At 60.9% G+C, this 22,150-nt stretch carries 20 protein-coding genes; 10 read left to right on the plus strand and 10 right to left on the minus strand.

Annotated features, from left to right (window positions below; all coding sequences use genetic code 11):
* The 3 genes from VN623_RS06165 to VN623_RS06175 all read left to right on the plus strand — a co-directional run.
* Positions 1–484 (plus strand): FAD-dependent monooxygenase (locus VN623_RS06165; protein WP_325569192.1); only part of this gene is annotated, 484 nt, incomplete at its 5' end.
* Positions 485–531: 47 nt separating this feature from the next.
* Positions 532–1,443, plus strand: a complete 912-nt coding sequence (locus VN623_RS06170; protein WP_325569194.1) for a lipid A biosynthesis acyltransferase — start codon at positions 532–534, stop codon at positions 1,441–1,443.
* Positions 1,444–1,617: 174 nt separating this feature from the next.
* Positions 1,618–2,430 carry a GTP-binding protein HSR1 gene (locus VN623_RS06175; protein ID WP_325569196.1) on the plus strand — a complete coding sequence of 271 codons (813 nt, stop codon included), beginning with the start codon at positions 1,618–1,620 and terminating at the stop codon, positions 2,428–2,430.
* 11 nt (positions 2,431–2,441) lie between these two features.
* Here the strand turns inward: VN623_RS06175 and VN623_RS06180 are convergent, their stop codons facing one another.
* From VN623_RS06180 to VN623_RS06190, 3 genes are all read right to left on the minus strand, one after another.
* On the minus strand, positions 2,442–2,909 hold the full coding sequence (locus VN623_RS06180; protein WP_325569198.1) for a hypothetical protein: 468 nt from the start codon (positions 2,907–2,909) through the stop codon (positions 2,442–2,444).
* A 51-nt stretch (positions 2,910–2,960) separates the two neighbouring features.
* On the minus strand, positions 2,961–3,212 hold the full coding sequence (locus VN623_RS06185) for a hypothetical protein (protein WP_325569200.1): 252 nt from the start codon (positions 3,210–3,212) through the stop codon (positions 2,961–2,963).
* 149 nt (positions 3,213–3,361) lie between these two features.
* Positions 3,362–3,670: a hypothetical protein gene (locus VN623_RS06190; RefSeq protein ID WP_325569202.1), complete on the minus strand. Its 309-nt coding sequence runs from the start codon at positions 3,668–3,670 to the stop codon at positions 3,362–3,364.
* A gap of 1,135 nt (positions 3,671–4,805) precedes the next feature.
* Here VN623_RS06190 and VN623_RS06195 point away from each other — a divergent pair.
* A complete protein-coding gene (locus tag VN623_RS06195; protein ID WP_325569204.1) occupies positions 4,806–5,153 on the plus strand; it encodes a DMT family protein in 348 nt (115 codons plus the stop codon).
* Between the two features lie 37 nt (positions 5,154–5,190).
* Here VN623_RS06195 and VN623_RS06200 read toward each other — a convergent pair whose 3' ends face one another.
* Positions 5,191–6,192 (minus strand): hypothetical protein, encoded by a 1,002-nt coding sequence (locus tag VN623_RS06200; protein WP_325569206.1) that lies wholly within the window; start codon positions 6,190–6,192, stop codon positions 5,191–5,193.
* Between the two features lie 217 nt (positions 6,193–6,409).
* Between VN623_RS06200 and VN623_RS06205 the strand changes: the two genes are divergently transcribed.
* Complete coding sequence (locus VN623_RS06205; protein ID WP_325569207.1) at positions 6,410–6,769, plus strand: YidB family protein; 360 nt, start codon at positions 6,410–6,412, stop codon at positions 6,767–6,769.
* 95 nt (positions 6,770–6,864) lie between these two features.
* On the opposite strand, the gene VN623_RS06210 is transcribed toward VN623_RS06205, so the two are convergent.
* Both VN623_RS06210 and VN623_RS06215 read right to left on the minus strand, forming a co-directional pair.
* On the minus strand, positions 6,865–7,047 hold the full coding sequence (locus VN623_RS06210) for a DUF1059 domain-containing protein (RefSeq protein ID WP_325569209.1): 183 nt from the start codon (positions 7,045–7,047) through the stop codon (positions 6,865–6,867).
* Positions 7,048–7,252: 205 nt separating this feature from the next.
* Complete coding sequence (locus VN623_RS06215) at positions 7,253–8,878, minus strand: isovaleryl-CoA dehydrogenase (protein ID WP_325569210.1); 1,626 nt, start codon at positions 8,876–8,878, stop codon at positions 7,253–7,255.
* Between the two features lie 139 nt (positions 8,879–9,017).
* Between VN623_RS06215 and VN623_RS06220 the strand changes: the two genes are divergently transcribed.
* Both VN623_RS06220 and hspQ read left to right on the plus strand, forming a co-directional pair.
* Positions 9,018–10,076 carry a CoA ester lyase gene (locus VN623_RS06220; RefSeq protein WP_325569211.1) on the plus strand — a complete coding sequence of 353 codons (1,059 nt, stop codon included), beginning with the start codon at positions 9,018–9,020 and terminating at the stop codon, positions 10,074–10,076.
* A gap of 50 nt (positions 10,077–10,126) precedes the next feature.
* Complete coding sequence (gene hspQ / locus VN623_RS06225) at positions 10,127–10,459, plus strand: heat shock protein HspQ (RefSeq protein ID WP_325569242.1); 333 nt, start codon at positions 10,127–10,129, stop codon at positions 10,457–10,459.
* Positions 10,460–10,555: 96 nt separating this feature from the next.
* Here hspQ and VN623_RS06230 read toward each other — a convergent pair whose 3' ends face one another.
* Entirely contained in the window at positions 10,556–11,443 is an 888-nt protein-coding gene (locus VN623_RS06230; protein ID WP_325569213.1) for an invasion associated locus B family protein, read from the minus strand.
* Between the two features lie 337 nt (positions 11,444–11,780).
* Here VN623_RS06230 and VN623_RS06235 point away from each other — a divergent pair, with 337 nt between their 5' ends.
* Entirely contained in the window at positions 11,781–13,577 is a 1,797-nt protein-coding gene (locus tag VN623_RS06235; RefSeq protein ID WP_325569244.1) for an extracellular solute-binding protein, read from the plus strand.
* Positions 13,574–15,115 (plus strand): class I adenylate-forming enzyme family protein, encoded by a 1,542-nt coding sequence (locus VN623_RS06240; protein ID WP_325569215.1) that lies wholly within the window; start codon positions 13,574–13,576, stop codon positions 15,113–15,115. The genes VN623_RS06235 and VN623_RS06240 overlap by 4 nt, the downstream gene beginning before the upstream one ends.
* A gap of 136 nt (positions 15,116–15,251) precedes the next feature.
* Here VN623_RS06240 and mfd read toward each other — a convergent pair whose 3' ends face one another.
* On the minus strand, positions 15,252–18,734 hold the full coding sequence (gene mfd, locus VN623_RS06245; protein ID WP_325569217.1) for a transcription-repair coupling factor: 3,483 nt from the start codon (positions 18,732–18,734) through the stop codon (positions 15,252–15,254).
* Positions 18,734–19,090 carry a succinate dehydrogenase assembly factor 2 gene (locus tag VN623_RS06250; RefSeq protein WP_325569219.1) on the minus strand — a complete coding sequence of 119 codons (357 nt, stop codon included), beginning with the start codon at positions 19,088–19,090 and terminating at the stop codon, positions 18,734–18,736. The genes mfd and VN623_RS06250 overlap by 1 nt, the downstream gene beginning before the upstream one ends.
* A 130-nt stretch (positions 19,091–19,220) precedes the next feature.
* Between VN623_RS06250 and recG the strand changes: the two genes are divergently transcribed.
* On the plus strand, positions 19,221–21,335 hold the full coding sequence (recG, locus tag VN623_RS06255; protein WP_325569221.1) for an ATP-dependent DNA helicase RecG: 2,115 nt from the start codon (positions 19,221–19,223) through the stop codon (positions 21,333–21,335).
* Here recG and VN623_RS06260 read toward each other — a convergent pair.
* On the minus strand, positions 21,332–22,150 hold the full coding sequence (locus tag VN623_RS06260) for a DUF502 domain-containing protein (RefSeq protein WP_325569223.1): 819 nt from the start codon (positions 22,148–22,150) through the stop codon (positions 21,332–21,334). The genes recG and VN623_RS06260 overlap by 4 nt on opposite strands.

Below are 22,150 nucleotides of genomic sequence, written 5' to 3' on the forward strand. Positions count from 1 at the left end.
GTTTGCCCCACGCCGGTCCTTTCCCCTTGCCGGCCAGACCGCGGCGGTGATGGCCAAGAACCGCGTCGCGCTTGTTGGCGAGGCTGCCCACATGATGCCGCCGATCGGCGCGCAAGGACTGAACCTAAGCTTTCGCGACGCCGCTACGCTTGCCGAGGTCGCGGGCGACGCCAAACGTAGTTCAGAAGACCTCGGCGGCGTACTAGCACTTGCCCGCTACGGACGGCTGCGGAAGGGAGATGTGACGTCGCGCGTTTTCGCGGTCGATCTGTTGAACAGGGCGCTGCTGTCGGCGATTCCAGGCATCCACTTCGCACGCGGCATGGGGCTGTTTGCGCTGGCAGCCAATCGCACTCTGAGGGCGCGCGTCATGCGCGAAGGGGTCATGCCGGCAATGGCGCACCCGGCCCTGATGCTGCCATTGCCACAGTCTGGGGAAATAGCCGGCCCCGTGCTTGACGCCAAGCTGCAGCAGCAGGCATGACTTAGACTTCAGCTCAGAAATCAAGGAACCGGACACTGGCAACGACCGTGGTCTCGCCGCTGCGCGATTTGCAGTTCAGGCTCGAATATGTGGTGCTCCGCGCCGTCGCGGGCGCCGTTCGCCTCGTGCCGCTCGACGCGGCGACTCATCTGTCGGCGTGGTGCTGGCGCCGGTTGGCGCCGCTCATCAACCCGAAACGGCACAACCGCGCGCTCGACAATCTCAGGATCGCGTTTCCGGAAAAGTCCGAGGAAGAGCGCAAAGCCATTGCTCTCAAGCACTGGGAAAATCTTGGCCGGGTGATGGCCGAGACGATGCGGATCGACCAGCTCATCGCCGACCCTTCCCGCCTCACCATCAAAAACCCGGAAGTCTTCAGCCGCTATTCAAGCAAGCTCGGCCCGATCGTTGGCGCGTCGCTGCACATGGGGAACTGGGAACTCGCGATCTGGCCGCTGACAGTTGCCGGAGCAGATCCCGCATGCGTCTATCGCACGGTCAACAACCCTTATGTCGATCGCTACGTGCGGTATCAGCGCCGCGATCTCTATCCGGGCGGATTGTTCGGGCGAGGGAAGGTCGAAGGAGATCACGGTGAAAGCCAGAAGACGGCGCGTCTCATCATGGACTATGTCCGGCGCGGAGGCAGGCTTGGCGTCGTCTGCGATCTCTATGACAGAACCGGACTGCCGGTGCCATTCTTTGGCAAGGATGCTCGCACCGTCACCATTCCCGCGATGATCGCGCGGCGCACTGGCGCTCGCATCTGGATGTCGCGCTGCATGCGCGTTGGTAACGACAGCCGCTTCGAAATCGAGCTCAAGGAACTGCGCGTGCCTCGCACCGCCAATCACAGCGACGACGTCAAATGGGCAACCGCGGCGATGACGCGGCAGTTCGAAGAGTGGGTGCGCGAAATGCCCGAACAGTGGATGTGGTCGAACCGGCGGTGGAAGTGATCCAGAGGCGAGTTTTCTTGATTTGGCATTGCGGCGCGATGTTCTGAAGAGCCGGCCCTGCGCTCCTGCAAAAAGGCTTGAAATCGCGGTAGATAGCCGGCTTCGCCTCACATTCGGAACCGGAATTTGCAGCGCCGCGTTTTGCATGGCTGACGTCAACGAGGCAGGCTCCGCATGCAAGACACCCTCACGCCACTGCGAATGTTCATCGTCTTTCTCGGCCTGCTTCTGCCGACCCTGGCGCTGATCCCGATTGGAAGCTTATGGCTCTGGCAGCACGGCTACCTGATCCATTGGGCAATAGCGACGCTCGCATGCACGGTGATTGCCTATGCCTTCGAGAGGCTCACCCTCGGAAGGCCCTCCCCGGCGCCGGAAATTCGCCCCGTCTCCGCAGCAACGATGGCAAAGGGCGGCGGGATTTCGGAGGTGGACACGTTGCGCGCGCAGGCAGAGGCGGCCGTCGAGGTGCTGGCCAAAGAAGCCTCGTTGCAGGCCATCGCGTCTTGGAACGATTTGCTGAACACCGGGCTCGAAACCGTTGAAACGGTTGCGAAGGTTTATCACCCCGACCGCAAAGACCCGATGCTGCGCTTCACGGTGCCTGAAGCGCTGACGCTGATCGAGCAAGTTAGCGGCAGGTTGCGGCCCATTTTTAACGGCATCATACCATTGGGCAGTCGTCTCACCGTTGCGCAGTTTGCCCAGATTTATCGCTGGCGCGGTGTCTATGACTTCGCGGGACGCGCGTGGTCGATCTGGCGTATCGCACGCATGATCAATCCCGCCACGGCCGCCACATATGAAATGCGCGAGCGCCTATCCAAATCGATTATGCATTGGGTGAAGGATACGATTACCGGACGATTGGCGCGGGCTTATATCCAGGAAGTCGGCGCCGCTGCCGTTGACCTCTATAGCGGCGAACTCCGGCGCACCTCTCCAAGCCAGCCGTCGGCAGCCGACGCCGTCCTCCGAGACAAATAAAAAGCCTGCCTCTACTGCGGAACCGCGACCGGTTCCTGCTTATCGCCGGCTTTCTCGGTAGTCAGAAAATATCCTGCAACCAATCCCGCCACGATTAGGAGTGGCAAGAAGGCTCGCAGCGATTTGAGCAGCGGCAAGACGATCGGTAGAACGGTCACGACGGTCGACAGCTCGAAGGGAAGTGAGGAAGCGGCAACCAAGCCGCTATCCTCTATCGACTTCTCGACGTCTTTGATATCGCGTTCCGCCGATCGCTCGCTAGCCACGATCGTCAAGTTTATGATCAAGCTCAGCAGGACCAATATCCCAGCGAGCACAAAGCAGGTCACCGTCGTGCCGTATAAGTCGACGAGCACCAGCCACGTTCCTGCCAGCGCAAAGCCGATGGCACAGAGAATGCTGATAGCGAATGCGGCGCGACCTAAATAGGCGTCGACCGTACTATCGACCGAACGCTTCGCCTTACCGATAAACGACATCACGCGCGCGCTCCTTTCATGCCTTTTTGCTGAAGAATGAACGCGAGCGTTTTACGACTTCCACAAGGCTCCGACGACGAAGCCGACGGCGACCGCCATGATCAGAGTTGTTAGCGGCTGATCCCTAACCGACTTGTCGATCGCACCTCTGACGTTGCCGGCAACGTCCTGAACCTGTTGCTTGGCGTCGCTTGCAGCTTCCCTGACGCGGTCCGACGCATCATCCAATGTCTGCTTGGCTTTGCCTTTTAGATCTTCGACCGTATTCTGACCGCTGTAATTCGATGACGATGTTGATGCCATTTTCAAAAACTCCGATGGGGTTTGACTTCGGTGGTGCAACGCAGAGCATGACACGTTGGTTGCACGCACCGGGGCGAGAAACCAAAAGTGGGCCATCGGCGCTATGGCCGTGACCCACGTTCACCGGAGATGCAGGCGACCTTTACACCCTATTTCGAAGCCGTCCGGCTGCTTGAGCGGCGCTTGACTTCGGCAGAGGAAACTTCACCCGCCGCGACGAGCGCACTGACGCAACCTTTCGAAAGCCGCGTACCGACGGCCCGCATGCATGAGCGCACCTGGGGACTGTCGGGGCTATAGGCGCTGCAATTGGCATAGTAATCGCCGGCGCAAGCAATCTGCACGCGCAGGCTGACGGCGAAGGCGTTGCCCGCCAATACCGTGGTTGCGACAAGCACGAGGCCCGAGGAAAGCAAAGTGCGGGCGGTCTTACGAATGGACTGTCCTGGGAATGACATTGCGGGTCTCCGATCTCTAGCAAAGCCCGATTTGAGCTTTTGGTGCCGTCGGAGATACGCGCGGCTCTGAGTGCCCGCTGTTCCCAGCGTGACCGGTCTCGACTAGTCGCCGGTCTTATTAACCGAATGTCTAAGTCACCCCATAGCACCCATAAAAAAACCCGGAGGCGAGCTCCGGGTTTGCAGTCGTCGATTTGCAAGTCGCTAGTGCAAGAATCCAAAAAGATGCAGACCGATGATGACGACGAGAGGAACACCTGCCAGCCAAAGAATGACGTCACGAGCCATTATGCGAACTCCTAAAGTTGATTGCCCGATGGTTTCGGAGGAGTAGCCTCGTTATAGGTGCGCACCCCTTCCGAGCCCGTCGTTTCTGACGATGTCGTTTCCGGCAAGCGAGCCAATCCGAGCAGCTCATCAAGATGACGTCGCGCTTCAGTCAGGTGTCGCCGCGCTTCCTCACCTCGAAAAACGACGCCGTTTTGTGCTGCGCCGCGAAGCTCGTTTTCCAAATCCCAAAGCGTCTTGAGAACGCTCGGAATGGTATCTTTGATACTGCCGGCCATCCGGTAACCTATTGCCAGTTAGACTGATATCGAAACGCCGGCCATTGCCTCGCGGTTCCATCAGATGCTCGCAATTGGCAATAAGTGGCATCAGATCGGATTTCAGAGATTCGCGAATTTTCCTGCAGGTCTGCAGGTGAAACGCGCAATCCGCCAATTCGGGTGTCCTTCGGTCCATTTCGCCAGTTCGATCTGGCCTTGCATCATGCAACTGACCGGCGTCACGTTATCGGCCTCGAACGAAAGAACAATATCCCGGCAATGTTGCGCAGAACTAATCATGCAAACGGCGGCTGCGATCTCGATCATGGCGTCACTCTTTGTCCGGCTCGGCGATCAAGGCCCAATTGCGCAAATAACGGCCGATCCGGCGAATTAACGCAAATAGGCGTTCGATATTTCCGTTGAAGGACCTGTGACGTTTTAGCGAGGCTGCGACGTCGAATCGGGACCGTGATAAGAGTCGCAGCCCGCCATGCAGCACGCATCGGGCCGCGAGGAACCGGCACCCCGGCTCGCGAGTTTTCGCAGCCCGCGCAACCGCAATGCGCCTTCAGAGCCGGTCTCAGATGATCCCGCAATCCATTCTACCCATCGTCCTATTGGCGATGTCGAATATCTTCATGACGTTTGCCTGGTACGGGCATCTGAAATTTACCGACAAGCCGCTTTGGCTCGTCATCCTTGCAAGCTGGGGAATTGCGTTCTTCGAATATTGTCTTGCCGTCCCCGCCAATCGGTTCGGCCACGCCGTCTATTCGGCGGCGGAATTGAAAACGATGCAGGAAGTCATAACGCTGATCGTTTTCGCGATTTTCTCGATCGCGTACCTGAACGAGCCGATCACCATCAATCATGGTGTCGGATTTGCGCTGATCGCACTCGGCGCCTTTTTCGTCTTCAAGGGACCGCTGTGACACTCCGGAAGTGTTTCCCGGCTTTACGCCGAGCGCCTTACCGGATCGGGATTTTCAGTTGAAATTTGCTGTTCAGACTTTCGGGCGTTGTCGCGCCCAATCCTTCAAGATCGGTCGTCACACTTAGCGAATATTCGTTGGGGTTGGTGAACGTCAGGCCGGCACCCGCTGAGTCCGTTACCAATCCAGCCATGCCAGCTTCGCCGCCCTGCACGCCCAAATCAAATTGGCGCTTGTAGGTCACGAACGGTTCGATCGTTTTACCGCCGTCGAGTGCAAAGGAATGATTGATGCGCGGCGCGAAGGAGAACGTGCTCATCTCGGCAGCACCGGTGCTCGCCGCAAAATCGGCATTGCCTGCCTGCCATTCGGTTCGTGCGTCGAGCGATAGCATCGGCGTCGCTTGCAGCGTCACGTAGGCCGCCATCTTCGAATCCTGCTCCAAGCCTGACCCGGCCGCCGTTTTCGCATCGCCGCGCTCGGCCAATACACCGACAGTCGTCGCGCGATTGATTTTGTAATCGACCCCGACACCGGCGCGCATCGCTTCGCTTCCCGAGCCTTGGTAGCCCTGAACATCCACGCTGCTCCAGATATCCAGCGGCGACTTCGGCAGCGCCGGTGCACTCGGCAAAATGAGATCGGACGGCGATGCCGGCGTCGACGTGTCGATGGTCTTCATGGCGTCGCGGACATTGTAGTCGCGCCAAGTGGCCAGGCTCGTGCGCATCGAAACGCCGGTTTCGGTCGAGTTGACTGTCAAAGGCACGCCTTTGCTGCCCTGCGCGATCCAAGGCGTTTCGTCGGATCCTTTGGTAGTTGTGGCGCTTGCAGCGTGCTCGGCGAGGATAGCATCCAAATCAAGCTGCGGCTCCGTATCCTCGCACGGCGTGAAATCGGGTTCGGCCGTCGTGGTCGTCGTGTTCAAGCAATCGTCGGCGCGGACGGCTGTTGCAACCGAGAACAGTGCGACGAGCCCGGCGAAACAGACGCGCGCCGCAAAAAACTTCGCAGCAATGTTTATCGATCGGAGGTTCATTCAGGCCAGCTATCCTCGAACTTTGAAGATCGTGTGGCGACGCGGAATTCGATTGCGCATGGCTGCTGCGTCGAACCCTTCATAACTTTTTGTAAGGCACGACGATGAAGATTACGCGGCGTGTCGCGAGCGATTAGAGTAAGCGCACTCGGTCTTGCGCCAATGCACGGCAACGGGTCTGACCATCCGTGGCCGCAAACACTGGAAAGGACAAAATATGAGTTGGAGCGATGCGCTCAAGGGCGCCGTTGGAAGTGTCGTCGGCCAGGCAGAGCAAGCCGCGCTCCCCGGGCTTCTGAAAAGCGTTCTGGGAACCGAAGGACTGCAGACGATCCTTGCCAAACTGCAAGACGCGGGACTTGGAAACGAGGTTGCGTCCTGGGTCGATAAGAACAAGGGCAATCTTCCGATCAGCACCGATCAGATTCGCACGGCCCTCGGAGACGAACACGTGCAGCAGATCGCAAAGTCTCTCGGCATCCCGATCGATGCCGTCCTTGCAGCACTTGCCGAAAAACTTCCCGAGGCCGCAAGTGCAGCCGGCCCCGCAGTCGCGCCCCACGCGAAGGCGTCGTAACGCGGCATCCCTTCGAATACCTAAATCACTCGCCTGCACACACATGCGTTGCGGGCGGGGCGTATCGGTAAAATATTGACTGGCCGATCCGGCGCTTAGTCCGCGTCGCGGATGGCAGACTTCACTTTTGCCATGAGCTCCGGCGTCACCTCTCGGAGGCCGTGCGATTTCGCGTGCTCCATGGCGTTCTTCAGAACCTCCTCTTCGTTCTTACCTCTGACGACGTACGTGCATCCGGACGAAGGGTCGACCTTGGCGCATTCAATGATCTTATCCATGACGCTACTCCTTGGCAGAACGTTGAATGTATCACTCAACGCGGCGGCACCATAGCACCCGACACAAACCTCCGCGCGGCCCGCACTCGCCGCCTTCTTCTGATCTTGTCATCCCGGCCGCAGCGTTCGGAGAGCCGGGACTCAGAAAGTCCGGCTGGTTCCAGGACCTCGCAAAAAGCTCGCCCGGAATGACAATTCCGGGAGTTTACTTGGTCAACACGGGCGCGGCGCGGGCGACAATCGCATTTGTATCGATGCCAGGCGGAAGCATGCCGAACGCTCCGAGCCCGCCGGTTAGACGCGACGCGCAAAAACCATCGGCAATTGCCGATGGCGAATGCCGGATGAGCAAAGAAGCCTGCAGCGCGATGACGAGATCGCGGACGAATGCGCGCGCTTGGGACTCTTCGATCGACCCGGCGCGATCTCGCAGCGCGTCGAGCAACATCCGCAATCGCTTATCGGCCCCTGCGGCGTCCCGCATCTCATCGAACAGAATATCCGCGGCGGCAGGCGCGCGGCGAAGCGCCCGCAAGACATCGAGGCACATGATGTTCCCCGATCCCTCCCAAATCGAGTTAACGGGAGCCTCGCGGTAGATGCGAGCCAGATTGAATTCCTCAACGTAGCCGTTGCCGCCCAAGACCTCCATCGCCTCCCCGGCGAGCGTCGATGCGCGCTTGCAAATCCAGAACTTTGCGGCCGGCGTTACGACGCGGCAGAAGTTCGTTGCCGCATCGCCCTCATCATCGTAGGCGCGTGCCAGGCGCATAGTCAGCACCGTCGCGGCCTCAGACTCGATCGCAAGATCGGCAAGCACGTTCGTCATCAGCGGGTGTTCAATCAGCCGCTTCTGAAATGCCCTGCGGTGCCCGGCATGGTGAATGGCCTGCGCCACGGCCTGCCGCATGAGCGCAGACGATCCGATCGCGCAATCGAGCCGCGTGAAGTTGCCCATTTCGATGATCGTCGGAATGCCGCGGCCTTCCTCACCCAATAGTTCGGCGTGCGTACCGGCGAATTCCACCTCACTCGAAGCATTCGAGCGATTGCCGAGCTTGTCCTTGAGACGGCGAATGTGAATGGCGTTGCGCGCGCCCTCGGGCGTCCAGCGCGGAACGAGGAAGCACGTCGGTCCCGCGTCCGTTTGGGCGAGCACCAGAAACGCGTCACACATCGGCGCCGACATGAACCACTTGTGACCGTTAAGCCGGTAGAAGCGCCGGGTGCCGTCGCTCGCGTAAAATTCGGCACGGGAAACGTTGGCGCGCAAATCCGAGCCGCCCTGGTTCTCGGTCATGGCCATGCCTATCAGCGCCGAAGTTTTCTGCGTTGCCGGTACGAAGCGCCGGTCGTAATGGCGAGAAAAAATGCGCGGCAGCCACTCGTCGGCAATCTCGGGGGCATGCTTCAGCGTCGAAACCGAACCGTACGTCATCGAGATCGGGCAATAAACGCCGCTTTCCGTTTGCGCGAGCATGTACGATCCGACGGCTCGGGCGACGTGCGCGCCGCGCTTCGAAGCCGCCCACGGGCTGCAGTGGAGACCTGCTCCCATGGCCACGGTCAAAAGATCGTGCCAGGCGGGATGAAATTCGACTTCATCGATACGGTGGCCGTAGCGATCGAATGCCCGCAACGTCGGTGCATTGCGGTTAGCGTCGAAGCCCCATGATATTGCTTCGGAAGTTCCCAAGCGTTCGCCAAGGCGCGTGAGTGCGCCTTCCGCCCACTCCGCGTGTTCACGCCTGAGCGCTTCGCGAAGAACCGTGTCGCTCAATAGAAGATTATAGTTTACCAGCGGCGGCGGTTGGTTGGTGACCTCGATCATCAGGGCCTCCGCGTTTGTTTGCTCAGAGACGATAGCGCGGCAAAGGCCAGTACCGATAGCCAAACGTGTCCAATTGACAGTCGCCGGCTGCCACTTATGGTGCACGCTCCTTCCCGAACTTTGCACAGGATCGCCGCCGATGGCCTCGACACGCACGCCCGCTAAGCATTTCTCGCCCCTCGCAATCGGCGCGCCCGAGCCCTATCGCAGCCTTCCCGTCAACCTCGAGCGCATGATCCATTTCGTGCCGTCGCACAACGATAAGATCCGCGCCAAGATCAAAAGCATCGCCGCCCAGGTCGACGTCGTGCTCGGCAATCTCGAGGACGCGGTGCCACTCGATCAGAAGGAAAACGCGCGCAAGGGTTTCATCGAGATGGTGCGCGGCAACGATTTCGGCGCGACGGGCGTGTGGACACGCATCAACTGTCTCAATTCGCCGTGGGTGCTCGATGACGTGACCGAGATCGTCGCGAGCGTCGGCAACAAGCTCGACGTCATCATGCTCCCGAAGGTCGAGGGACCATGGGATATCCACTATCTCGATCAGCTTCTGGCGCAGCTCGAGGCCAGGCACGCCGTCAAGAAGCCGATCCTGATCCATGCCATTCTCGAAACGGCCGAAGGCGTCAATAACGTTGAAGCGATCGCCGCCGCCTCGCCGCGCATGCACGGCATGAGCCTCGGGCCCGCCGATCTTGCGGCGTCGCGCGGCATGAAGACGACGCGCGTCGGCGGCGGCCATCCCGATTACGGCGTGCTGGCGGATGCAGGCAAGGACGCGGCCGCAGCGCGCACCTTCTATCAGCAGGACCTCTGGCACTACACGATCGGCAAGATGGTGGACGCCTGCCTCGCCTACGGCTTGAAACCGTTTTACGGTCCGTTCGGCGACTTTTCTGACCTCGCCGCGTGCGAAGCTCAGTTCCGTAACGCCTTCCTCCAGGGTTGCCTCGGCGCCTGGTCGCTGCACCCGACGCAGATCGAGATTGCCAAGCGTGTCTTCTCGCCCGACCCGGCCGAGGTGAAATTCGCCAAGAGAATCCTTGAAGCGATGCCCGACGGCACAGGCGCCGTCATGCTCGACGGCAAGATGCAGGACGACGCGACCTGGAAGCAGGCGAAAGTCATGGTCGACTTGGCAAAAATCGTTGCCGCACGGGACCCGGAACGCGCCGCTCTTTACGGTTCGCTCTAGTTGACACGATGGGCCTTGCCACTTTCCGGCGGGCACCACACATTCACGACATGGGCGAGATCAGACATGCGAAATTTTCGATCGGACAGGTGGTCCGTCATCGCCTCTATCCGTTTCGCGGCCTGATCTTCGATATCGACCCCGAGTTCGCGAACACCGAGGAATGGTGGCTGTCGATCCCCGAGGATGTGCGGCCGAGGAAAGATCAGCCCTACTATCATCTCTACGCTGAGAACTCTGAGACAACATACATCGCCTACGTTTCCGAGCAGAACCTGCTACACGACGAAACATCGGAGCCGCTTCGGCATCCCGATATCGCGGACCGGTTCGTCAATGACGGCAACGGCATTTATCGGCCGCGGCGCGGATCGTCGAATTAGAAAGTATTCCAAAGCTCATCGATCGTGCCACAAAACAAAACCGCCCCGGCACGAGCCGGGGCGGTTATTCATTGCAACAGAAAACCAAAAGCATCGTTACTTTTTGGGAGCAGCCTTGGCGCCTGTCGAACCCGTCGTCGTCGGAGGCGCGCCCGGCGCATCAAGCGGAAGGTTTTTCAATTCCTTTTCCTTCCATTGCTCCGCCATTTTCTGCTGACGTTCGCGAATTTGCTTCATCAGCGAGCTGCGAGCTTCGGCATACTTCTTGTTGTCGACTGGCGGACCCGCTGTGGCTTCGTTGTAACCGTCGAGCGGAACCGGAAAACCGACAGGCTGTGCCGCGGCGTTCATCGCCAGCACCATGAGACCGCCGCCCTTCGCCATCTCGGCGAGAATTTCGGGCGTCGCTTCGGTTTCAGCCGTGCACCCTGCCGGATGACAGAGCGAATACTTGAGCTCGATCGGCTTCAACGTCTTTTCGTCGATCTTCTCGTTCTTGGCGGCGGCGGCCCACTGCTCTTTGGTATAAACCGCGGCTCTGATGCCCGGCGGAATCGCCATGCCAAGCGGAACCATGATCATCAGGGATTTCTTCGGCTGACCCTTGATTTCGCGGATCGCGGCCGAGACAAGCACCATGCCCGTGTTGCCGTCGAGGCGCTCGTGATGTGTAAGGCAGAGTTCCTTCTCTTCCTTCACTTCCTTGCCGTCTTTATCCTTCTTGACGAGCGGCGCTTTCTCGCAAAGCTTCACCCACGCACTCTTGCCGGCGCCCGTTGCCGCGTTTGCGGTGGCGGCCGGCGCACCAGCAGCGGGCTTCGCAGCTTTAGCTGGAGCAGGCGTCGACTCGACCTTTTTCGGCGTAATCTTGATTTCTTTTTCCGGAGCGTCTTGAGCTGAAGCCGCCGAGACGGACATGGCGACGGCAAGCGCCAAGGCCGATGCGAGCGCCCTGCCGCTCGCGCGCAATGCTGCATATCCCATCAACTAAAATTCCTCGCTGTTTTGCAAACCGGCCGAGCCGGCCCTACCCCTTATTTCGCCGCGCAATCTCCCAAAGCGAGGTCTGCGCGGACCCGGCGTTTGCTCCGCCGTTCCGGGCCCGAGTAAGGCTCGGAATACGGCAATCCCGTGACCGGAAGAAGCTCCTATTGGGGGCCCCTTTTTCCGTTGGCCGCCGTGTCTGTGAGGTCACTATAGCAAGCTGGACAATAGTGGAAGGGCCGTCGATACAAAGCTCCAACACAACCGGCAGTGTGTGCCACACTGCAGGTATTATTCTGCGTTATCAAGCAGGTCGAAGGATTTTCAGGTGCCGAAAATGCCGTTCGTGAAGTTTGCAGCGATCGCGGTCCTCGGACTGATGTTCATTGGCTGCGGAACCGCCGGCGCCGCGCCCAGCCATTCCATCGCGCTTCATGGCACCCCGCTCTACGCGGATAATTTCGAAGCCTTTCCCTATGTCAATCCATCGGCTCCGAAAGGCGGCAGGTTGACGCTCGGTGTCCTTGGCTCTTTCGAGAACCTGAACCCTTTTATTGTCCAGGGCGTACCGGCGTCGGGCATCCGGGAATTTGTCGTCGAGAGCCTGATGGCCCGCAGCCTCGATGAACCGTTCACACTCTACGGACTGCTCGCCGAAACAATCGATGTGGCGGATGACGGCAAGTCCGTCACGTTCGCGCTCAATCCGAACGTAAAATTCTCGGACCGCCTGCCGGTGACACCCGAAGACGTCATAACGTCATTCGAACTTCTGAAAACGAAAGGCCGCCCGAACCATCGCACCTATTTCGCGAAGGTCTCAAAAGCTGAAAAAATCGGCGAGCGCAGCGTACGGTTCACGTTCGAAGATGCGAGCGATCGCGAACTTCCGTTCATCCTCGGCTTGATGCCCGTCTTTGCCGCGCACGCGACGACGCCGCAAAAATTCGAAACGTCGTCGATGACGCCTCTCGTTGGGTCGGGGCCTTATACGGTTTCACACGTCGATCCCGGCCGCTCGATTTCATTCACACGCGACAAGGACTATTGGGGGCGCGATCTTCCCGTCAATCGCGGCCGTTTCAACTTCGACGAAGTCCGCTTCGACTATTTCCGCGACGCATCCGTCATGCTCGAAGCCTTCAAGTCCGGCGCCATTGATCTGAGACTGGAAGACGATCCCGGTCGCTGGGCCGACGCCTACGATATCGACGCCGTCCACGACGGCCGCATCGTGAAGGCGGAATTCGACATCGGATTGCCCGCGGGCATGACGGCGCTCGTCTTCAACACCCGCCGCGCCGTCTTCTCGGACCCGCGCGTGCGCCGGGCGCTGATGACGCTCTTCGATTTCGAATGGGTCAACCGCACGCTCTACAATGGTCTGTTCAAACGCACTACGAGCTACTTCGAGCGCTCGTATCTCGCCTCGACCGGACGCCCGGCCGATACCCGTGAGCGCGCGCTTCTTGCCCCTTTCCCGAATGCCGTCCGTCCGGAATTTCTCGAGGGCACATATCAATTCCCGATCAGCGACGGCAGCGGTCAGAACCGCGTCAATCAGAAGGCGGCCTATGCGCTGCTCACCGAGGCCGGCATGGTTCTGAAGGGCGGACGCTTGATCAACGCCAAGACCGGGAAGCCGCTCGCCTTTGAAATTCTCGCCAATAGCAACGCCCAGGAGGCGCTTCTGTTGAGCTATGCACGAAGCCTCGAGCCACTCGGCATCGCGGTGCGTGTCCGCGTCGTCGACAGCGCGCAATATCAGGAGCGTCTTGCGAGCTTTGACTACGACATGATCCAGAACACGTGGCCGTCGTCGCTGTCGCCGGGCAACGAGCAGCTTTTCCGCTGGTCGGCCAAGACGGCGGATGCAAAAGGCTCGTACAATTTCGCCGGCGTCAAGAACCCTGCCGCCGACGCGATGATCGATGCGATGCTCGCCGCCAAAACGGAAACGGATTTCATCTCAGCCGTTCGCGCGCTCGATCGCGTGCTGCTTTCCGGCGATTACGTCGTTCCGCTATTCTACACGCCGCGCCAGTGGGTCGCCTATTGGGCGCGCCTCAAGCATCCCGATAAGACGCCGCTTTTCGGTTATTCTGTCGACACTTGGTGGATCGACGGCAAATGACGTTGCGCGACGGACAGACCTTCAACATGGCCGATTATTGCATTGGCCAAGCAGCACGCGCGATGCCGTCGAAAGCGGCGTTGCTCGTCTACGAGGTCTATCATCCGGACAAGCCTGCCGAAGTTTGGACCTTCGGCGAACTCGAGGACGCCGTGCAGCGTCTCGCCGCGGCGCTGACGGCAAGTGGCTTGAAGCGCGGGGACCGGATTGCAATCCGCCTCGGCAACTCGAGCCATTCCGCATTGATCTTCTTCGCCGCGATCGCCGCCGGTTTCGTCGCGCTGCCGCTATCGGATCAGCTCACGACGACTGAGTTAGGAACGTTGCTCGAGGATAGCGGCGCGGCGGCCATCGCCACGGCGCGAGCTTTGCCCGGAGAGATCGTTCCCGAAAATATGATCGTGTTCGCTGCTGCCGACGTTGCGGCGATGCTGAAGTACCCGACGCGCCTGGACTATGCGCGGTCGATGTCAGACGATCCGGCGTTCCTCGTCTACACGTCGGGTACAACAGCGCGATCGAAAGGCGTCTTGCATGCTCATCGCTCGGCATTCGGCAGGCGCCCGATGTATCAGGGCTGGTACGGACTCGGACCCGACGACCGCATGCTGCACGCCGGCGCTTTCAACTGGACGTTCACGCTCGGCGTCGGACTAACCGACCCCTGGGCAAACGGCGCAACAGCCATCGTCTGTACCGGAGACAAACGGCCGGAACTCTGGCCCGGCCTCATCGCGGCGACGGGCGCGACGCTTTTTGCGGCGGTTCCCGGCGTCTATCGTCAAATTCTGAAATACGCGCGCCCCGAACCGCAAGCGTTGGGCCGGCTTCGGCATGGATTGATGGCCGGTGAAACACCGCCGCCGGGACTGATCGAAGATTGGACAGCCGCAACCGGGCGGCCGCTCTATGAAGCGCTCGGCATGAGCGAAATTTCGACCTACATCTCGACCGGGCCTTCGGTACCGCATCGCCCGGGAAGTGTCGGCAAAGCGCAGCCCGGCCGCCGCGTTGCAATCCTTCCGGTCACCGGCGGCGACGAGCCGCTGTCGCCGCGATCCGAAGGTCTGATCGCCGTGCATCGCTCCGACCCGGGACTGATGCTCGGCTACTGGCGGCGGCCAGAAGAGGAAGCGCAAGTTTTCCGTGGCAAATGGTTCGTCGGCGGCGACCTTGGCTCCATCGATGATGACGGCTACGTCACGCATCTCGGCCGATCGAATGAACTGATGAATGCCGGTGGTTATCGCGTCTCGCCGCAGGAGGTTGAGGCCGCACTCGCACGTTGCCCCGGGGTATCCGAAGTTGCGTGCACGGAAATTCGCGTGCGCAGCGACGTCTCGGTCATCGCTGCGTTCGTCGTGCGTGCCGAGGGTACGGAGCCCGACGCGGCGGCGATCAAAACTTTCGCGGCGGAGCACCTCGCAGCCTACAAAGTGCCGCGCGAGGTTTTCTTCATCGATCGGATACCGCGCACGGCAAACGGCAAAGTGCAGCGCAAGGCGCTTGCGGCCAAAATCTCGGAAAAAAGTATTTAAAGTCTTCGGCCGTTGATGGAGCCATTGCCCCTCCACTCCATGGCCAGGCTTGACCCGGCCTTGGAATGCCCAAACGGGGAAATCCGGCTTTTTGAGTCTGGATGGCCGCCTCGGAGGGCGGCCATGACGTTGTTTGCTACGCCGCCTGCTTCGCCTTCCCGGCAAGATCGGCAAACTGCTGGATCAGCGCCCGCACACCTTTCAGCCGCGCCTCCGGCAAATCCCAATCGGCACGATAGACGAGCCGCTGATCGGGCTGGATCTTCAGACCGCCGCGCGAATTCTGAACCAACGCGACCAACCCCTCGGGGTTTGCGAACCGTGACTTATAGAGAGTGACCACACCGCCCTTCGGGCCTGCGTCGACCTTCGCGATGCCGGCGGCGCGGCAGAGACCCTTGATCTCCATCACATCCAGCAAGTGTTCGACCTCGGGCGGCAACGGCCCGAAGCGATCGACAAGCTCGGCGGCGAAGGCATCGATCTCTTCCCGCTTTTCAAGACCCGACAAGCGCCGATAGAGGCCGAGCCGAAGCTGAAGGTCGGAGATGTAGGTTTCCGGAATCATGATCGCGGTGCCAAGCTGAATTTCCGGACTCCACTTGTCGGCGGCCTCCAAGTCGCCACCCTTCATCGCCGCGACCGCCTCCTCCAGCATCGACTGGTAGAGTTCGAAGCCGACTTCGCGGATGTGGCCGGATTGCTCGTCGCCCAGCAGATTGCCGGCGCCGCGAATGTCGAGATCGTGCGAGGCCAGCGAGAACCCGGCGCCAAGCGTGTCGAGCGACTGCAAAACCTTCAGGCGCTTGTCGGCGCCTTCGGTCAGCTTCTGACCGGGCGGCGTCGTGATGTAGGCATAGGCGCGCGTCTTCGAGCGGCCGACGCGGCCGCGCAGCTGATAAAGTTGAGCCAGGCCGAACATATCGGAGCGGTGTACGATCAGCGTGTTGGCATTGGGCACGTCAAGGCCCGACTCGACGATTGCCGTCGAGAGCAGGATGTCGTACTTCCCCTCGTAAAATGCCGTCATGACATCTTCGAGCTCTGTCGGCGTCATTTGACCGGTCGCACGCGAGAAGGCGAGATCTGGCACGGTCTCGCGCAGAAACTCGGCAATGTCGTCGAGATCGGAAATACGCGGGGCGACGTAATAGGTCTGGCCGCCGCGGAAACGTTCGCGCCGCAGTGCTTCCTTCAAAATCACCGGATCGAATGGCGAGATGTAGGTCCGGACCGCCAAGCGGTCCACCGGCGGCGTCGTAATCAGCGACAGTTCGCGAACGCCCGTCAAAGCCAGCTGCAACGTGCGCGGAATAGGCGTCGCCGAAAGCGTCAGCACGTGCACGTCGTCGCGCATCTTCTTCAGGCGCTCTTTGTGCGTGACGCCGAAGTGTTGCTCTTCATCGATGACAAGCAGGCCGAGGCGCGCGAACTCGATCGATTTGCCGAGCAACGCATGCGTGCCGACGACGATATCGATTGCTCCCGACTTGAGACCCGCCTTGACTTCGGCGAGCCCTTTGGCCCCGACCATCCGTGAAGCCTGTGCGATTTTCAGCGGCAAACCCTGGAAGCGCTCGCTGAATGTCTTAAAATGCTGCCGCGCCAGCAGCGTCGTCGGCACGACAACCGCGACTTGCAGACCATTCATCGCTGCGACGAACGCGGCCCTCAGCGCCACTTCCGTTTTGCCGAAGCCGACGTCGCCGCAAACCAGCCGGTCCATCGGCTTGCCGGAGGCGAGATCGGCCAGCACCGCGTCGATGCTGGCAGCCTGATCCTCCGTCTCTTCGTACGGGAAGCGCGCGACGAACTCGTCGTAAGTTCCGGCCGGCGGCACCAGCACCGGCGCTTCGCGCAGCGCTCTCAAAGCAGCAATCTTGATCAGCTCGTTGGCAATGTCGCGCAGCCGCTTCTTCAGCCGCGCCTTGCGCGACTGCCAGGCAAGGCCACCAAGCCGGTCGAGTTGAGCATCCCCGCCTTCGCCGCCGTAGCGCGACAGAAGCTCGATGTTCTCGACGGGGAGAAACAGCTTATCACCGGCAGCGTAGTGAATTTCGAGACAGTCGTGCGGCGCGCCGAGCGCCGTGATGGTCTGCAGTCCCGCAAACCGGCCGATACCGTGATCGCTATGAACGACAAGGTCACCGACCGAAAGACTCGTCGCTTCCGTCAGAACGTCGGCAGCGCGGCGCGGCTTGCGCCGCTGACGCACAAGTCTGTCACCGAGGATGTCCTGTTCCGCGATGACGGCGAAATCCGGGGTCTCAAATCCTTCTTCGACACCGAAGCAGGCGAATGCAGTGGCATCCTTCGGCAGCGCCAAAACGTCGATGAAATTTTCGACCTTTCGCGCATCCTTGAGACCATGATCGGCAAGAAGGCTGATCAGACGTTCGCGCGCCCCGAGCGTCCACGACGCGATGATGACGCGCCGCGGCTCGCCCTGCACGCGGCGGATATGGCCGACGACGGCGTCGAAGACATTGGCATCGGGATCGGCGCGCTCGGCCGCGAAGGTCCGGCCTCGCCGGCCTTTCATCGCGTAGCCGCCGGCGCCCGGATCGTCGAAGGGTGTCAGCCGCGAGACGGTCCGTGCGCCAAGCGCATCGGCCCACGTCTTGCCGTCGAGAAACATCTGATCCGGCGGCACCGGCTTATAGGGCGGCGCGCCGAAACGCTGACCTTCGAGGGAATCGACGCGCGCCTCGTAATGGTCGCGGATTTGTCCGAAACGCTGCTCGATCGCTTCATCCGCCATGTGATCGAAGCTGACGCCGGCGCCCTGCACGTAGTCGAACAGAGTTTCCAGCGTCGGATGGAAAAATGGCAGCCAGTGCTCCTGGCCCTGATAGCGGCGGCCGCTGCTGACGGCTTCATACAGCGGATCGTCCCCCGTATTGCCGCCAAAGAGCGCAACGTAGCGCGTCCTGAAAAGCGCCGTCGCGGCGTCGCCAAAGGCAATCTCGCTGACCGGCATCAGCGCAAACTTCGCCACGGCTTTCAGCGAGCGCTGTGTTTCGGCGTCGAACGACTTGATGCTTTCGAGCGTATCGCCGAAAAAATCGAGTCGGAGCGGATTAGTGCGCCCCGGCGGAAAGAGATCGAGGATGCCGCCGCGTTGTGCGAATTCTCCCGGCTCCATTACCGTGCTCGAGCGGTCATATCCATAGGCGCCGAGGCGCTTCACTAGATCGGCCGGATCGAGGCGCTGGCCGGGCACGATCGACTTGACGGCGCCGCGAACGAAGCTGCGGGGCGGCACGCGTTGCAGGATGGCATTGACTGTCGTGATGATGAGCGTCGGCCTTTTGCGTCCGCCGATGGCGAGCCGGCCGAGTGTCGTAATGCGCCGCGACACGATTTCGGCATTGGGGCTGGTTCGATCGTAGGGAACGGTATCCCACGACGGAAACGGCATGACCGAAATTTCGGGTGCGAAAAACGCGACCGCCGCTTGGAGTTCCTCGAGCCTTCGGTCATCGCGCGCGACGTGGAGGTGCAGACCCGGCTGATCGTCGGTGCGCGCCGTCTTCGTGATATCCGCGATGACGCGGCCGTCGAACCCTTCCGGAACGCCCGAAAAAATGACGCGCTTATTTTGTGGCTGATCCGGCATCAGAGCTTTTTAGCCGCCTTCTCCAAAAGACCGTGAAAAACCCGCATATCGATCACCACATCCTCGAACTCGGAGCCGTCAAATCCAGCGCCGGACAATATCCACTGCTGCAACACCGGATCGGGGATGGTCAAAAGGCGCTCAAATCGGGCCAGATCGTCGAACGAAAATGTGGCGAGCCGGGCGTCGGCGTAACGGCCGACGAGCACGTCCATCTCCTTCGTTCCCCGATGATGGGCACGATAGGCGGCGCGGCGCCGCCGCATATCGAGATCGTCCGTCATCTTGAGATCAGGTTGCATGTCAACGGGATAAAGAGGCCTTCGCGGCTTGACGGAGGATTGGCGAGCCGTCACGGTGCGCCGTCCGCGCGAAGGGCTCCTATAGCGCTCGCGGCCTGCAACGCCTAGCGTTCGACGGCGATGCTTATTGCCGCGACTCTGGTCGCAGCACGTGGATCCTCCCTATGGCGAGCCGAATTCGACGATGCGACCCGCTTCTCTCAATCCGCTCTTCGCGTCTGCACAAGCCCTAACGGGCATCGGCCCGCGCTTGGTCCTGCTGCTCAAGAAATGTCTGGCTTTGCCGCCGGGCGTAACGGAGCCGCGCGTCGCCGATCTCCTCTGGCACATGCCGACGGGTGTGATCGACCGCCGGACCGAACCGCAGCTCGCTGCCGCCGTTCCGGGCACGATCGTCACGCTCTGTCTCAGGGTTTTGAAACACAAGCCGCCGCCGCGCGGCAACAACAAAGCGCCCTACAAGGTGACCTGCGAAGACGATACCGGGCGCATCGACCTCGTTTTCTTCCACGCCGAGCGCAAATTCATAGAAAAGCAGCTGCCCGTCGGAGAATTGCGCTTCGTCTCGGGCCGCATCGAGCGTTACGGCGAAGCGTTGCAAATGGCGCATCCCGACTACATTGTTTCGCCGGAAGCCCGCGACGAACTACCGATGCTGGAGCCTGTTTATCCGCTGACGGCGGGCCTTTCGGGCAAGGTCTTGATCAAAGCGGAGCGCCAAGCCATCGAGCGTGTCCCGGATCTTCCCGAATGGCAGGAAAGCAACTGGCTGGCGGCACGCGGCTGGCCCGGTTTCAAAGCTGCCCTGAAGCGCATCCATCAACCGGCCGAAGCCCAGGACGTTTCGAACGGCGCCGCGCCGTGGCAACGGCTCGCCTACGATGAACTGCTCGCGGGCCAGTTGGCGTTTGCGCTCGTGCGCCAAAATCACAAGGTGGAGCGCGGGCGGCGGCTTTCCGGAGACGGCCGGATCCGCGCAAAAATCATCGCGGCGTTGCCTTTCTCCCTGACCGGCTCGCAAACGGCGGCGCTCGAAGAGATCGTTGCCGATCTCGCTGCTTCACACCGGATGTTGCGCCTGCTGCAAGGCGACGTCGGATCGGGCAAAACCGTCGTCGCGCTGCTGGCGATGGCCGTTGCCGTCGAAGCTGGCGCGCAGGCCGCATTGATGGCGCCGACGGAAGTTCTCGCCCGTCAGCATCTCGAAACGATCGCTCCGTTCGCCGAGGCGGCTGGTCTGCGGATTGCGCTTTTGACCGGCCGTGAGAAGGGCAAGGCGCGCGACAGCATACTGACCCGCCTTCAGGACGGCGAGGTCGACATCTTGATCGGCACGCACGCACTTTTTCAGGCCGACGTTCGGTTCAAGGACATCGCGATCGCCGTCATCGACGAGCAGCATCGCTTCGGCGTGCATCAGCGGCTGGCGCTTCAGGCGAAGGGCGCCAACGGCGATACCAACGTGTTGGTGATGACGGCGACGCCCATTCCGCGCACGCTTTTAATGACGCATTACGGCGACCTCGACGTTTCCAAACTCAAGGAAAAGCCGGCCGGGCGCAAACCGATCGTGACCAAGATGGTGCCGCTCGAGCTGCTCGAGCGGTTGATCGACCGTATCCGCGTGCAATTGAGCGAGGGTGCGCAGGTCTATTGGGTCTGCCCACTGATCGAAACCTCGGAACTGACTGATCTCGCGGCGGCCGAGGAACGCCACGCGTACCTGCGCCAGACCTTCGGTGATGACGTCGGTTTGCTCCATGGCGGGCTCGCAGCCAAGGAAAAAGATGAGACGATGGCCGCCTTCGCAGCCAGGGGACTCAAGATCCTCGTTGCGACGACCGTCATCGAAGTCGGCGTCAATGTGCCGAATGCCAACATCATGGTCATCGAGCACGCCGAACGTTTCGGCCTGGCGCAACTGCATCAGCTTCGTGGCCGGGTTGGCCGCGGAACGCGCGAGTCCTTCTGCATGCTGCTTTACAAGTCCCCGCTCGGCGAAACGGCTGGCAAACGCCTTGAGATGATGGAACGGACCGAAGACGGCTTCCTGATTGCCGAAAAGGATCTCGAGCTCAGAGGCGGCGGCGAAATCCTCGGAGCGCGACAGAGCGGAGCACCGGGCTTTCGCGTCGCCGAGGTTCCAGGCTTTGAAATGCTGCTGACGGCGGCACGCGATGATGCGGCCCTCGTGCTCGCGAACGATCCGGGCCTCGTGTCGCCTAGGGGCGAAGCCCTCAGAACGCTTCTCTATCTATTCGAATGCGATGAAGCGGTGCGCCTTTTCCGGGCCGCCTAACTCCGCTTGCCGCGGCTAACGCCGAACAACGATGCCGGTGTCGCGCCGCCACCGAGCCGCTTCAACTTTTCGATATCGGGCATCACGATGCCGCCGGACAGGATGATCTTGGCAGCCTCCTCGACCGACATCGACAGGAACACGACGCTCGACCGCGGCACGAAGCAGATGAATCCCGCGGGCGGCACGATCCCGGTCGGCATGAACACGGTCAGCAAGTCGCTTTCGCCGCCTGGCCTCGCGTCTTGGATCTCACCCGTCGTCTCGCCCGTAACGAACACGAGGCTCCAGATTCCTTTGGATGGGAACTCGATCATCCCGACCTTCTGGAAACTCTGGTTCGGACCGGCGGTCGAGATCACGCTTTCGAATATCTGTTTGATCGCGCCATAGACGTTGCGCACAACGGGCGTGCGCGACATCATCAGCTCTCCCGACGACACGAGCGTACGGCCCAAGAGGTTTGCCGCCAGCGCCCCGATCAATGTCAGCCCGACGACCGCGACGACGAGCCCGAGCCCCGGCACCGGAAACGGCAGGTACGTGTCGGGATTGAATGACGTCGGCAGAAGCGGCTTGATCCAGGCGTCGATCCAATGGATCACGCCCCACATGATCCACAGCGTGATCGTCACCGGCCCGACGATGACAAGACCGGTGAAAAAGGCGTTGCGAATACGCCAGCCTAGGTGCCAGCCGGGCTTTCCACCGTCGCTGGCAAGCCGTTTAAGACCTTCCGTCAGCTGCGCCTCCGTGGCCTCCGCGCCAAGCGGACGACGAGGATCGGGGTCGGGACTGGACGGGGGCGCGTTCAT

The sequence above is a fragment of the Hyphomicrobium sp. genome, assembly GCF_035572195.1.
GTDB lineage: Bacteria > Pseudomonadota > Alphaproteobacteria > Rhizobiales > Hyphomicrobiaceae > Hyphomicrobium_B.

What these genes read in the sequence shown, in the direction of transcription:
- VN623_RS06175 (WP_325569196.1), top strand. Translation starts at nt 1,618, where the DNA reads ATGCAAGACACCCTCACGCCACTGCGAATGTTCATCGTCTTTCTCGGC.
- VN623_RS06180 (WP_325569198.1), bottom strand. Translation starts at nt 2,909, where the DNA reads ATGTCGTTTATCGGTAAGGCGAAGCGTTCGGTCGATAGTACGGTCGAC.
- VN623_RS06185 (WP_325569200.1), bottom strand. Translation starts at nt 3,212, where the DNA reads ATGGCATCAACATCGTCATCGAATTACAGCGGTCAGAATACGGTCGAA.
- VN623_RS06190 (WP_325569202.1), bottom strand. Translation starts at nt 3,670, where the DNA reads ATGTCATTCCCAGGACAGTCCATTCGTAAGACCGCCCGCACTTTGCTT.
- VN623_RS06195 (WP_325569204.1), top strand. Translation starts at nt 4,806, where the DNA reads ATGATCCCGCAATCCATTCTACCCATCGTCCTATTGGCGATGTCGAAT.
- VN623_RS06200 (WP_325569206.1), bottom strand. Translation starts at nt 6,192, where the DNA reads ATGAACCTCCGATCGATAAACATTGCTGCGAAGTTTTTTGCGGCGCGC.
- VN623_RS06205 (WP_325569207.1), top strand. Translation starts at nt 6,410, where the DNA reads ATGAGTTGGAGCGATGCGCTCAAGGGCGCCGTTGGAAGTGTCGTCGGC.
- VN623_RS06210 (WP_325569209.1), bottom strand. Translation starts at nt 7,047, where the DNA reads ATGGATAAGATCATTGAATGCGCCAAGGTCGACCCTTCGTCCGGATGC.
- VN623_RS06215 (WP_325569210.1), bottom strand. Translation starts at nt 8,878, where the DNA reads ATGATCGAGGTCACCAACCAACCGCCGCCGCTGGTAAACTATAATCTT.
- VN623_RS06220 (WP_325569211.1), top strand. Translation starts at nt 9,018, where the DNA reads ATGGCCTCGACACGCACGCCCGCTAAGCATTTCTCGCCCCTCGCAATC.
- hspQ (WP_325569242.1), top strand. Translation starts at nt 10,127, where the DNA reads ATGGGCGAGATCAGACATGCGAAATTTTCGATCGGACAGGTGGTCCGT.
- VN623_RS06230 (WP_325569213.1), bottom strand. Translation starts at nt 11,443, where the DNA reads ATGGGATATGCAGCATTGCGCGCGAGCGGCAGGGCGCTCGCATCGGCC.
- VN623_RS06235 (WP_325569244.1), top strand. Translation starts at nt 11,781, where the DNA reads ATGCCGTTCGTGAAGTTTGCAGCGATCGCGGTCCTCGGACTGATGTTC.
- VN623_RS06240 (WP_325569215.1), top strand. Translation starts at nt 13,574, where the DNA reads ATGACGTTGCGCGACGGACAGACCTTCAACATGGCCGATTATTGCATT.
- mfd (WP_325569217.1), bottom strand. Translation starts at nt 18,734, where the DNA reads ATGCCGGATCAGCCACAAAATAAGCGCGTCATTTTTTCGGGCGTTCCG.
- recG (WP_325569221.1), top strand. Translation starts at nt 19,221, where the DNA reads ATGCGACCCGCTTCTCTCAATCCGCTCTTCGCGTCTGCACAAGCCCTA.
- VN623_RS06260 (WP_325569223.1), bottom strand. Translation starts at nt 22,150, where the DNA reads ATGAACGCGCCCCCGTCCAGTCCCGACCCCGATCCTCGTCGTCCGCTT.